This is a genomic window from Aurantimonas sp. HBX-1 (genome assembly GCF_021391535.1).
In the GTDB taxonomy this organism is placed as follows: domain Bacteria; phylum Pseudomonadota; class Alphaproteobacteria; order Rhizobiales; family Rhizobiaceae; genus Aurantimonas.
The window spans coordinates 2,002,085-2,014,500 of record NZ_CP090066.1 but is presented as its reverse complement, the minus strand read 5'-3'; the positions used below and the strand labels follow the sequence as shown (position 1 = coordinate 2,014,500).

The 12,416-nt window shown below is 64.4% G+C and carries 8 protein-coding genes and 1 tRNA gene; all 9 read left to right on the top strand.

What is annotated here, in order from left to right:
• Window positions 1–73 precede the first annotated feature (73 nt).
• The 9 genes from LXB15_RS09585 to rpoC all read left to right on the top strand — a co-directional run bounded on the left by LXB15_RS09585 (window position 74) and on the right by rpoC (window position 12,411).
• Window positions 74–149: transfer RNA gene (locus LXB15_RS09585), tRNA-Trp, on the top strand.
• A 140-nt stretch (window positions 150–289) separates the two neighbouring features.
• Window positions 290–487, top strand: coding sequence for a preprotein translocase subunit SecE (gene secE / locus LXB15_RS09580; protein ID WP_233952811.1), 198 nt, complete (start codon window positions 290–292; stop codon window positions 485–487).
• Between the two features lie 31 nt (window positions 488–518).
• On the top strand, window positions 519–1,049 hold the full coding sequence (gene nusG / locus LXB15_RS09575; RefSeq protein ID WP_163044886.1) for a transcription termination/antitermination protein NusG: 531 nt from the start codon (window positions 519–521) through the stop codon (window positions 1,047–1,049).
• 138 nt (window positions 1,050–1,187) lie between these two features.
• Window positions 1,188–1,616, top strand: a complete 429-nt coding sequence (gene rplK, locus LXB15_RS09570) for a 50S ribosomal protein L11 (RefSeq protein WP_233952809.1) — start codon at window positions 1,188–1,190, stop codon at window positions 1,614–1,616.
• Between the two features lie 4 nt (window positions 1,617–1,620).
• Window positions 1,621–2,322: a 50S ribosomal protein L1 gene (gene rplA / locus LXB15_RS09565; protein ID WP_233952807.1), complete on the top strand. Its 702-nt coding sequence runs from the start codon at window positions 1,621–1,623 to the stop codon at window positions 2,320–2,322.
• Window positions 2,323–2,686: 364 nt separating this feature from the next.
• Window positions 2,687–3,205, top strand: coding sequence for a 50S ribosomal protein L10 (gene rplJ, locus LXB15_RS09560; protein ID WP_183205923.1), 519 nt, complete (start codon window positions 2,687–2,689; stop codon window positions 3,203–3,205).
• Window positions 3,206–3,256: 51 nt separating this feature from the next.
• Window positions 3,257–3,631 carry a 50S ribosomal protein L7/L12 gene (gene rplL / locus LXB15_RS09555; protein WP_233952805.1) on the top strand — a complete coding sequence of 125 codons (375 nt, stop codon included), beginning with the start codon at window positions 3,257–3,259 and terminating at the stop codon, window positions 3,629–3,631.
• 304 nt (window positions 3,632–3,935) lie between these two features.
• A complete protein-coding gene (gene rpoB / locus LXB15_RS09550; RefSeq protein WP_233952803.1) occupies window positions 3,936–8,078 on the top strand; it encodes a DNA-directed RNA polymerase subunit beta in 4,143 nt (1,380 codons plus the stop codon).
• Between the two features lie 136 nt (window positions 8,079–8,214).
• Complete coding sequence (gene rpoC, locus LXB15_RS09545; protein WP_233952801.1) at window positions 8,215–12,411, top strand: DNA-directed RNA polymerase subunit beta'; 4,197 nt, start codon at window positions 8,215–8,217, stop codon at window positions 12,409–12,411.
• The last annotated feature ends 5 nt before the right edge of the window (window positions 12,412–12,416 follow it).

The following is a 12,416-nucleotide window of genomic DNA, read 5'->3' as shown; positions in this document are numbered from 1 at the left end:
GGAGCCAGGCGGAGGGCGTTCCGAAAATCGCTGTTGCAGTTGCAGCCGCGAGGCGATATTCGGACCCCGGCGAAGGGGTATAGCTCAGTTGGTAGAGCGGCGGTCTCCAAAACCGCAGGTCGTAGGTTCGAGCCCTACTGCCCCTGCCAGAGCCCTCGGCCCCCCGATCATCCGAAATTGACGCGACCGGGCTTGTGAATCACGTCCAGGGCGTTTAAATGGATTTTCACAGACACGTGGCGCGTGGGGCTGATCTTAGGCCTTCACGCGCTTTAGCTATGAGCGGTGCATGGCCAGGACCAATCCCTTCACCTTTCTCCAGCAGGTACGCACCGAGACCGCCAAGGTCACGTGGCCGACCCGCCGGGAGACGACGATCTCGACGATCATGGTGTTCGTTATGGTCACCTTTGCCGCGGCGTTCTTCTTCATCGCCGACCAGGCGCTTGGCTATCTGGTCGGACTGATCATGAACGTCAGCGTCTGACGCCCGACACCGCAGGAGTAATCGCAGCATCATGACCGCCCGCTGGTACATCGTCCACGCCTACTCGAACTTCGAGAAAAAGGTCGCGGAATCGATCGAGGAGCAGGCCCGGCAGAAGGGGCTCTCCGACAAGTTCGAGAAGATCCTCGTTCCGACCGAGAAGGTCGTCGAGGTTCGGCGCGGGCGCAAGGTCGATGCCGAGCGCAAGTTCTTTCCCGGCTACGTGCTGGTCAAGGCCGAGTTGACCGACGCCGTGTTCTCGATGATCAAGAACACGCCGCGGGTTACCGGGTTCCTCGGTCCGGACAATCGTCCGGTAGCGATCTCCGACAAGGAGGCCGAGCAGATCCTGATGCAGGTGCAGGACGGCGTCGAGCGGCCGAAGCCGACGATCTCCTTCGACATCGGCGAGAACGTCCGCGTGTCGGACGGGCCGTTCGCCTCGTTCAATGGTGTCGTTCAGGAAGTCGATCAGGAGCGCACGCGGCTCAAGGTCGAGGTGTCGATCTTCGGCCGGGCAACGCCCGTCGATCTCGAATTCGGTCAGGTCGAAAAGGTCTGATCGCTCGGGCTTCGGCCCGAATCCAGTGCGGGAGGCATCGAGGCTTAGCCGGCCGACCATGCCGCACCGCGCGAACTGCAAAAAGATGCCGGACCCGTCGAAACGGGCTGCCGGCGCCAGAAACGAAAGCAGGAAGCAATGGCTAAGAAAATCCAGGGCCAGCTGAAGCTGCAGGTCCCGGCAGGTTCGGCAACGCCGTCCCCGCCGATCGGACCCGCGCTCGGTCAGCGTGGCGTCAACATCATGGAATTCTGCAAGGCGTTCAACGCTCAGACGCAGGACCAGGAGAAGGGTCAGCCGATCCCGGTCATCATCACCTACTACCAGGACAAGTCCTTCACCTTCGTGATGAAGACCCCGCCGGTCAGCTACTTCCTGAAGAAGGCGGCGAACCTGTCCAAGGGCTCGCAGACCCCCGGCAAGGCGACCGCCGGATCGGTCACGCGCGACCAGGTCCGCGAGATCGCGGAAAAGAAGCTGCAGGACCTCAACGCGACCAACCTGGACGCGGCGATGGCGATGATCGAGGGCTCTGCCCGCTCCATGGGCCTCGAAGTGGTGGGTTGAGACGATGGCAAAAGCTGGAAAGCGCATTCAGAACGCCCGCGAGGGCATCGACCGTCTCAAGCTTTACGGTCTCGACGAAGCCGTTGAGATGCTGAAGCAGCGGGCGACCGCGAAGTTCGACGAGACCGTCGAAGTGTCGATGAATCTCGGCGTCGACCCGCGCCATGCGGACCAGATGGTCCGCGGCGTCGTCAATCTGCCGAACGGCACCGGCCGCACGGTCCGTGTCGCGGTGTTCGCACGCGGCGACAAGGCTGACGAAGCCCGCGCCGCCGGCGCCGATCTCGTCGGTGCCGAGGATCTCGTCGAGCAGGTCCAGAACGGCACGATCGACTTCGACCGCGCCATCGCGACGCCGGACATGATGGCCCTCGTCGGTCGCCTCGGTAAGGTGCTTGGCCCCCGCGGCCTGATGCCGAACCCGCGCGTCGGCACGGTGACCCCGGATGTCGCCGCCGCCGTCAAGGCGTCGAAGGGCGGTGCCGTCGAGTTCCGCGTCGAGAAGGCCGGCATCGTGCATGCCGGCGTCGGCAAGGTCAGCTTCGATTCCAAGGCGATCACCGAGAACATCCGGGCGTTCGCCGAGGCGGTGCAGCGGGCCAAGCCCTCGGGCGCAAAGGGCAACTACGTCCAGCGCGTCGCGATCACCTCGACGATGGGACCCGGTGTCCGCATCGATCCCTCGTCTCTGGCGGCTTCGGCCTGAGACTTTCAATTGGTGAACGGCGCCCCTATATGCGGCGTCCACCTTCAAAAAGGTTCCGGGGCTCGCCCCGGTACGTGGGAGTCCCTCGGGGCTCCCTGAATGCCTGTCCGAGATTGCGGGGCGACGGGTCTTAGGACCCGTCATAATCGTCAGATAGCCCTCATGAGACGGGGTGTTCCGAATTTACCGGTCCGTCCGGGACTTCGGTTCGAACCTCCGAATGCCTTGCGTCGCCTGTCGGTTCCATCGGAATCGCCCGGGCAGCCGAGGGGACAGGATCTCCGAGCGTCGCCCGGATGGTCCGGGTGGCAAAAGGCAACCGGCTACGGCGCCCTCGGGCGCTGCAGTCAAATGGAGAGAGGCAGTGGACAGAGCGGAAAAACGCGAATTCGTCACGGCGCTTCAAGAGACCTTCAAGGTCTCCGGAACGGTCGTGGTGGCCCACTATGCCGGTCTTACCGTCGCGCATATGAACGACTATCGGTCGAAGATGCGCGATGCGGGAGGCACCGTCAAAGTCGCGAAGAACCGCCTCGCCAAGATCGCTCTTCAAGGCACGGACGCCGAAGGCATCTCGAATCTGTTCGAGGGCCAGACACTGATCGCTTATTCGAGCGATCCGGTGGCGGCGGCAAAGGTCTCCAACGATTTCGCCAAGGGGAACGACAAGCTCGTGATCCTCGGCGGGGCGATGGGCAAGACCACGCTCGATGCCGACGGTGTGAAGGCTTTGGCCAACATGCCGTCGCTGGACGAACTCCGGGCCAAGCTGGTCGGCATGATCAGCACGCCCGCCACGCGCATTGCTGGAGTTCTCCAGGCGCCTGCGGGGCAACTCGCGCGCGTCTTCGGAGCGTACGCCAAGAAGGACGAGGCGGCCTGAGGACGGTTCCTCGCTGCTCAACTCAAAGTTCGAACCTGAAGGAAAAATAACATGGCTGATCTTGCCAAGATCGTTGACGAACTCTCGACCCTGACCGTCCTCGAGGCGGCTGAGCTGTCGAAGATGCTGGAAGAAAAGTGGGGTGTCTCCGCCGCCGCTCCTGTCGCCGTTGCGGCGGCTGGTGGTGCGGCTCCGGCCGAGGCCGCCGAGGAGCAGACGGAGTTCAACGTCATCCTCGTTTCTGCCGGCGCGCAGAAGATCAACGTCATCAAGGAAGTCCGCGCGATCACGGGTCTCGGCCTGAAGGAAGCCAAGGACCTCGTCGACAACGCCCCGAAGCCGGTCAAGGAAGCCGTCGACAAGGCAGAGTCGCAGAAGATCAAGGACCAGCTCGAGAAGGCTGGTGCGACGGTCGAAGTCAAGTAATCGCGGCCTAGCCGCGGTTGCCAGGGAAAATCCGGTAGGCGGGGCGGCTTTTGCCGTCCCGCCTTCCGTGCTCGCCGCAGGGGGCGGGCGGGATCGGTGGCGCCGGTCCGGCATCGTTCAGCCTGCCGCAAGCAGGCGCGCGCGTGTCCCGAAGGCTTCCAGGAGCCTTTCGGAGACGCGGGGTACGTCCCGGTAGTTCGTCAAGGCCGCCCTGTCTGTCCCGGACAGCGGCGGCTCCTCTCGGCGGAGAGGAATAAGAGTTGAAGCCCTTCGGTCAAGGGCGATGTCACGAGAAGGAGCGACGATGTCTCAGACGACGACGTTTAGCGGTCGCAGGCGCGTGCGCAAGTTCTTCGGGTCGATCCCCGAAGTTGCCCAGATGCCGAACCTCATCGAGGTCCAGAAGGCCTCATACGATCAGTTTCTGATGGTGGAGGAGCCCAAGGGCGGCCGCACCGACGAGGGTCTGCAGGCCGTCTTCCGGTCGGTCTTCCCGATTTCCGACTTTTCCGGTCAGGCGATGCTGGAATTCGTCAAGTACGAGTTCGAGGCGCCGAAATTCGACGTCGACGAGTGCCGTCAGCGCGACCTTACCTACGCCGCGCCGCTCAAGGTGACGCTGCGCCTGATCGTGTTCGACATCGACGAGGACACCGGCGCCAAGTCCATCAAGGACATCAAGGAGCAGGACGTCTACATGGGCGACATGCCGCTCATGACGACCAACGGCACCTTCATCGTCAACGGCACCGAGCGAGTGATCGTCTCGCAGATGCACCGCTCGCCGGGCGTCTTCTTCGATCACGACAAGGGCAAGAGCCATTCGTCGGGCAAGCTGCTGTTCGCGGCCCGGGTCATTCCGTATCGCGGCTCGTGGCTCGACATCGAGTTCGACGCCAAGGACGTGGTGCACGCCCGCATCGATCGCCGCCGCAAGATTCCGGTGACGTCGCTGCTGATGGCGCTCGGCATGGACGGCGAGGAGATCCTCTCGACCTTCTACGACATCGTGAAGTTCGAGAAGGACAAGAACGGCTGGCGCGTGCCGTTCTCGGTTGAGCGCGTCCGCAACCAGGGCGCCGTGGTCGACCTGATCGACGCCGACACCGGCGAAGTGCTGGTCGAGGCCGGCAAGAAGGTCACCGCGCGCCAGGCCCGCCAGATGCAGGAGAAGGGCGTCAAGGCGCTTCGGGCGACCGAGGAAGACCTCTACACCAACTACCTGGCCGAGGACATCGTCGACCCGGAGACGGGCGAGGTCTATCTCGAGGCTGGTGACGAGATCGACGAGAAGACCCTCAAGGTCCTGGTCGACGCCGGCCACGACGAGATCGCCGTGCTCGACATCGACCACGTCAATGTCGGCGCCTACATCCGCAACACGCTGGCGGTCGACAAGAACGAAGGCCGCCAGGACGCGCTCTTCGACATCTATCGCGTCATGCGTCCGGGCGAGCCGCCGACGATCGACACCGCCGAGGCGATGTTCAAGTCGCTGTTCTTCGACGCGGAGCGCTACGACCTGTCGGCCGTCGGCCGCGTCAAGATGAACATGCGTCTCGACGTCGACGCCGAGGACACCGTGCGCGTGTTGCGCAAGGAGGACATCCTCGCCGTCGTGAAGACGCTGGTCGACCTGCGCGACGGCAAGGGCGAGATCGACGACATCGACAATCTCGGCAATCGCCGCGTGCGCTCGGTCGGCGAGCTCATGGAGAATCAGTACCGCATCGGTCTGCTGCGCATGGAGCGGGCGATCAAGGAGCGCATGTCGTCGGTCGAGATCGACACGGTGATGCCGCAGGACCTGATCAACGCCAAGCCGGCGGCCGCCGCCGTGCGCGAGTTCTTCGGCTCCTCGCAGCTCTCGCAGTTCATGGACCAGACCAACCCGCTGTCGGAGATCACCCACAAGCGCCGCCTGTCGGCGCTTGGACCCGGTGGTCTGACGCGCGAGCGCGCCGGCTTCGAGGTGCGCGACGTGCATCCGACGCATTACGGCCGCATTTGCCCGATCGAGACGCCGGAAGGCCCGAATATCGGCCTGATCAACTCGCTGGCGACCTTCGCCCGGGTCAACAAGTACGGCTTCATCGAGAGCCCGTACCGCAAGGTCGTGGACGGCAAGGTCACCGACGAGGTCGTCTACCTCTCGGCCATGGAGGAGTCCAAGCACCACGTCGCCCAGGCGAACGCGGTGCTGACCAAGGACATGAACTTCGAGAACGAGTTCGTGGTCTGCCGGCACCAGGGCGACGTCTTCATGACGCCGCGCGACAATGTCGACCTCATGGACGTCTCGCCGAAGCAGCTCGTCTCGGTCGCGGCCGCGCTCATCCCGTTCCTCGAGAACGATGACGCGAACCGCGCGCTGATGGGCTCGAACATGCAGCGTCAGGCCGTGCCGCTGGTGCGGGCCGAGGCGCCGTTCGTCGGCACCGGCATGGAAGCCATCGTCGCACGGGACTCCGGCGCCGCCATCGGCGCGCGGCGGACCGGCATCGTCGACCAGGTCGATGCGACCCGTATCGTCATCCGCGCGACCGGCGATCTGCAGGCCGGACGCTCCGGCGTCGACATCTACCGGCTGATGAAGTTCCAGCGCTCGAACCAGAATACCTGCATCAACCAGCGTCCGCTGGTGGCGGTGGGTGACCGGGTCGAGAAGGGCGACATCATCGCCGACGGTCCGTCGACGGATCTCGGCGATCTGGCGCTCGGCCGGAACGTGCTCGTCGCGTTCATGCCGTGGAACGGCTACAACTACGAGGACTCGATCCTCCTGTCCGAGCGCATCGTCGCCGACGATGTCTTCACCTCGATCCACATCGAGGAGTTCGAGGTCATGGCGCGCGACACCAAGCTCGGACCCGAGGAGATCACGCGCGACATTCCGAACGTTTCGGAAGAGGCGCTGAAGAACCTCGACGAGGCGGGCATCGTCTATATCGGTGCCGAGGTCCAGCCGGGCGACATCCTGGTCGGCAAGATCACGCCGAAGGGTGAAAGCCCGATGACGCCGGAGGAGAAGCTCCTGCGCGCCATCTTCGGCGAGAAGGCCTCCGACGTGCGCGACACGTCGAGCCGCATGCCCCCCGGTGCCTTCGGCACGGTCGTCGAGGTGCGCGTGTTCAATCGGCATGGTGTCGAGAAGGACGAGCGCGCCATGGCGATCGAGCGCGAGGAGATCGAGCGTCTCGCCAAGGACCGTGACGACGAGCAGGCGATCCTGGACCGCAACGTCTATGGCCGCCTGATCGAGATGCTCGACGGCAAGGCCGCAGTGGCCGGTCCTAAGGGCTTCAAGAAGGGCTCCAGCCTGTCGCCGGACGCGATGCGGGAATATCCGCGGTCGCAGTGGTGGATGTTCGCGGTCGAGGACGAGAAGCTCCAGGCCGAGCTCGAGGATCTGCGCAACGTCTACGACGAGGCCAAGAAGACGCTCGAGCAGCGCTTCATGGACAAGGTCGAGAAGGTCCAGCGCGGCGACGAACTGCCCCCGGGCGTCATGAAGCAGGTCAAGGTCTTCGTCGCCGTCAAGCGCAAGATCCAGCCGGGCGACAAGATGGCTGGCCGGCATGGCAACAAGGGCGTCGTCTCGCGGATCGTCCCGGTCGAGGACATGCCGTTCCTCGAGGACGGCACCCATGCCGACATTGTGCTCAATCCGTTGGGCGTGCCATCGCGCATGAATGTCGGGCAGATCCTCGAGACGCATCTCGGCTGGGCCTGCGCGGGCATGGGCCGGAAGATCGGTGAACTCATCGAAGCCTACAACGCCAGCGGCGACATCAAGCCGCTGCGGGCGACGATCGAGGACATCATTCCGGACAACGACCGCAACGAACCGGTCCGGACCTACGACGACAAGAGCGTGCTCCTGCTCGCCGACCAGATGAAGCACGGCGTCACCATCGCGACGCCGGTCTTCGACGGTGCCAACGAGGCGGACATCAACCAGCTGCTCGAGCAGGCGGGTCTGCACACCAGCGGCCAGTCGACCGCCTATGACGGTCGTACCGGCGAGCCCTTCGATCGTCAGGTGACGATGGGCTACATCTACATGCTGAAGCTGCACCACCTGGTGGACGACAAGATCCACGCCCGTTCGATCGGACCGTACTCGCTGGTCACCCAGCAGCCGCTCGGCGGCAAGGCGCAGTTCGGTGGACAGCGCTTCGGCGAGATGGAGGTCTGGGCGCTGGAAGCCTACGGTGCGGCCTACACGCTGCAGGAGATGCTGACGGTGAAGTCGGACGACGTTGCGGGCCGTACCAAGGTCTACGAGTCGATCGTGCGCGGCGACGACGCGTTCGAATCCGGCATTCCGGAGAGCTTCAACGTGCTCGTCAAGGAAATGCGCTCGCTGGGTCTCGACGTCGACCTCGCCAACACCGCCGTCGAGCTTCCGTCTCCGGTCGACGGTCTGCCCGACGCGGCGGAATAGAGCTTCGCGAGGCGCGGCCTGAAAAGGCCGCGCAACGGATCGGCGCCCGCCGGCGCCGGTCCATCTACGAAGAAGATTTCAGCGGTCGGCCTTGCCACCGCGACTCGGGGTTCCGCGCCCCAGAAGGAGAAAATCCATGAACCAAGAGGTCATGAACATCTTCAACCCGCAGGTTGCGGCGCAGTCGTTCGATTCGATCCGGATCTCGCTCGCCTCACCCGAGAAGATCCTCTCCTGGTCCTTTGGCGAGATCAAGAAGCCGGAAACCATCAACTACCGCACGTTCAAGCCCGAGCGCGACGGGCTGTTCTGCGCGCGCATCTTCGGTCCGATCAAGGACTACGAGTGCCTGTGCGGCAAGTACAAGCGCATGAAGTACAAGGGCATCATCTGCGAGAAGTGCGGCGTCGAGGTCACCCTCTCGCGCGTGCGGCGCGAGCGCATGGGCCACATAGAGCTGGCCGCCCCGGTCGCGCACATCTGGTTCCTGAAGTCGCTGCCGAGCCGCATCGGCACGCTGCTCGACATGACGCTCAAGGATATCGAGCGCGTCCTGTATTTCGAGAACTACATCGTCACCGAGCCGGGCCTGACCTCGCTGAAGGAGCACCAACTCCTGTCGGAAGAGGACTACATGCTCGCCGTCGACGAGTTCGGTGAGGACAGCTTCACCGCGCTGATCGGTGCCGAGGCGATCCAGGAACTCCTGGGCGCGATGGATCTCGAGAAGATCGCGGGCGATCTGCGGGCCGAGCTCGCCGAGACGACCTCGGAGCTCAAGACCAAGAAGCTGATGAAGCGGCTCAAGATCGTCGAGAACTTCCTCGATTCCGGCAACAAGCCGGAATGGATGATCATGAGCGTCGTGCCGGTGATCCCGCCGGACCTTCGCCCGCTCGTCCCGCTGGACGGCGGCCGCTTCGCCACGTCCGACCTCAACGACCTCTACCGCCGCGTCATCAACCGCAACAACCGCCTGAAGCGGCTGATCGAGCTGCGCGCGCCCGGCATCATCATCCGCAACGAGAAGCGGATGCTGCAGGAAGCCGTCGACGCGCTGTTCGACAACGGCCGCAGAGGCCGCGTCATCACCGGTGCCAACAAGCGTCCGCTGAAGTCGCTGTCCGACATGCTGAAGGGCAAGCAGGGACGGTTCCGCCAGAACCTGCTCGGCAAGCGCGTCGACTATTCCGGCCGTTCTGTCATCGTGACCGGCCCGGAGCTGAAGCTGCACCAGTGCGGCCTGCCGAAGAAGATGGCGCTCGAGCTGTTCAAGCCGTTCATCTACGCGCGGCTGGACGCCAAGGGCTATTCGTCCACGGTCAAGCAGGCCAAGAAGCTGGTCGAGAAGGAGCGTCCGGAAGTCTGGGATATCCTCGACGAGGTCATCCGCGAGCATCCGGTGCTGCTGAACCGTGCGCCGACCCTGCATCGTCTCGGCATCCAGGCCTTCGAGCCGGTGCTGATCGAGGGCAAGGCCATCCAGCTGCACCCGCTGGTCTGCACGGCCTTCAACGCCGACTTCGATGGCGACCAGATGGCGGTGCACGTGCCGCTGTCCATCGAGGCGCAGCTCGAAGCCCGCGTCCTGATGATGTCGACCAACAACATCCTGCATCCCGCCAACGGTCAGCCGATCATCGTGCCGTCGCAGGACATGGTGCTCGGGCTCTACTACCTCTCGATCATGAACGAGAACGAGCCGGGCCAGGGGATGGTGTTCTCCGATATCGGCGAGCTCGAGCAGGCGGTGTTCACGAAGGCGGTGACGCTGCACTCGAAGATCAAGGGCCGCTTCAAGACCGTCGACGCCGACGGCAAGCCGGTCTCGAAGATCTACGAGACGACGCCCGGCCGCATGCTCATCGGCGAATTGCTGCCGAAGAATGCCAAGGTGCCGTTCGACATCTGCAACGAGCTGATGACCAAGAAGAACATCTCCCGGATGATCGACCAGGTCTATCGCCACTGCGGCCAGAAGGAGACGGTGATCTTCTGCGACCGGATCATGCAGCTCGGCTTCAAGCATGCCTGCACCGCCGGCATCTCGTTCGGCAAGGACGACATGCTGATCCCGGACACCAAGCCCCAGATGATCGGCGAGACGCAGGCGCTCGCGAAGGAATACGAGCAGCAGTACAATGACGGCCTGATCACCCAGGGCGAGAAGTACAACAAGGTGGTCGACGCCTGGGCCAAGTGCACGGACAAGATCGCCGACGAGATGATGGCCCGCATCAAGGCCATCGAGTTCGACGAGGACGGCCGTCAGAAGCCGATGAACTCGATCTACATGATGTCGCACTCCGGCGCCCGCGGGTCCCCGACCCAGATGCGCCAGCTGGCGGCGATGCGCGGCCTGATGACCAAGCCTTCGGGCGAGATCATCGAGACGCCGATCATCTCGAACTTCAAGGAAGGCCTGACCGTGCTCGAGTACTTCAACTCGACCCACGGCGCCCGCAAGGGTCTGGCCGACACCGCCTTGAAGACCGCGAACTCGGGCTACCTGACGCGTCGTCTCGTCGACGTCGCGCAGGATTGCATCATCACGCAGACCGACTGCGGCACGCCCAAGGGCCTGACGATGCAGCCCATCGTCGACGCCGGCCAGGTGGTCGCGTCGATCGGCCAGCGGATTCTCGGCCGTACGGCGCTCGAGGACATCGTGCATCCGCTCACCGGTGAGGTCATCGTCAAGGGTGGCGTCACGATCGAGGAGCCGGATGTCGAGATCATCGAGAAGGCCCAGATCCAGTCGGTGAAGATCCGCTCGGCGCTGACCTGCGAAGTGCGGACCGGCATCTGCGCGATCTGCTACGGGCGCGATCTGGCCCGCGGCACGCCCGTCAACATGGGCGAGGCCGTCGGCGTCATCGCGGCGCAGTCGATCGGCGAGCCCGGTACCCAGCTGACCATGCGGACGTTCCACATGGGCGGCACGGCGCAGGTCGTCGATAGCTCGTTCCTCGAGGCGTCCTACGAAGGCACGGTCCAGATCCGCAACCGCAACGTGGTGCGGGACTCGGACGGCAAGCTCGTGGCGATGGGCCGCAACATGGCGATCCTGATACTCGATCAGGCCGGCAAGGAGCGCGCATCGCACCGGGTCACCTACGGCAGCCGGATCTTCGTCGACGACGGGGACACGGTGCGCCGCGGCCAGCGTATCGCCGAGTGGGATCCCTATACCCGCCCGGTGCTGACCGAGCTGGAGGGCATCGCGGACTTCGAGGACCTGGTGGACGGCATCTCGGTCACCGAGCAGGCCGACGAGTCGACCGGCATCACCAAGCGTGCCGTCATCGACTGGCGGGCAAGCCCGCGTGGCCAGGACCTCAAGCCGGCGATCGTCATCAAGGGCGACAACGGCGAGATCCTCAAGCTGGCGCGCGGTTCCGACGCCCGTTACTACCAGTCGGTCGACGCCATCCTGTCGATCGAGCCGGGGGCGCGGGTGAAGGCCGGCGACGTGCTGTCGCGTATTCCGATGGAAAGCGCGAAGACCAAGGACATCACCGGTGGTCTGCCGCGCGTCGCCGAGCTGTTCGAGGCCCGCAAGCCGAAGGACAACGCGGTCATCGCCGAGATCGACGGCACGGTGAAGTTCGGGCGCGACTACAAGAACAAGCGCCGCATCGTCATCGAGCCGCACGAGGAAGGCGCGGAGCCGGTCGAGTACCTGATCCCGAAGGGCAAGCCGTTCCATCTCCAGGAAGGCGACGTCATCGAGAAGGGCGACTACATCCTCGACGGCAATCCGGCACCGCACGACATCCTGGCGATCCGCGGCGTGGAGGCTCTCGCGAGCTACCTCGTCAACGAGATCCAGGAGGTCTACCGGCTGCAGGGCGTGCTGATCAACGACAAGCACATCGAGGTCATCGTCCGGCAGATGCTGCAGAAGGTCGAGATCGTGGAGTCGGGTGACTCCGGCTACATCCCGGGCGACCATGTCGACCGGATCGAGCTCGCCGAACTCAACGAGCGGCTGGAGGAAGAGGGAAAGAAGCCGGCTTCCGGCAACCCGGTGCTGCTCGGCATCACCAAGGCCTCGCTGCAGACGCCGTCCTTCATCTCGGCGGCATCCTTCCAGGAGACCACCCGCGTCCTCACCGAGGCGGCCGTGGCTGGAAAGACCGACACGCTGCAGGGTCTGAAGGAGAACGTCATCGTCGGTCGGCTGATCCCGGCCGGTACCGGCGGAATGATGACGCAGGTGCGCCGCATCGCGACCTCGCGCGACGACCTCATCATCGAGGATCGCCGCCGGGCCGCCAACGCGGCCGCCACCGACCGGATGCTGACCTCGGTCGACGACGCCGCCGAGTAGCGGCG

What these genes read in the sequence shown, in the direction of transcription:
- rplK (WP_233952809.1), top strand. Translation starts at nt 1,188, where the DNA reads ATGGCTAAGAAAATCCAGGGCCAGCTGAAGCTGCAGGTCCCGGCAGGT.
- nusG (WP_163044886.1), top strand. Translation starts at nt 519, where the DNA reads ATGACCGCCCGCTGGTACATCGTCCACGCCTACTCGAACTTCGAGAAA.
- rplL (WP_233952805.1), top strand. Translation starts at nt 3,257, where the DNA reads ATGGCTGATCTTGCCAAGATCGTTGACGAACTCTCGACCCTGACCGTC.
- rpoC (WP_233952801.1), top strand. Translation starts at nt 8,215, where the DNA reads ATGAACCAAGAGGTCATGAACATCTTCAACCCGCAGGTTGCGGCGCAG.
- rpoB (WP_233952803.1), top strand. Translation starts at nt 3,936, where the DNA reads ATGTCTCAGACGACGACGTTTAGCGGTCGCAGGCGCGTGCGCAAGTTC.
- secE (WP_233952811.1), top strand. Translation starts at nt 290, where the DNA reads ATGGCCAGGACCAATCCCTTCACCTTTCTCCAGCAGGTACGCACCGAG.
- rplA (WP_233952807.1), top strand. Translation starts at nt 1,621, where the DNA reads ATGGCAAAAGCTGGAAAGCGCATTCAGAACGCCCGCGAGGGCATCGAC.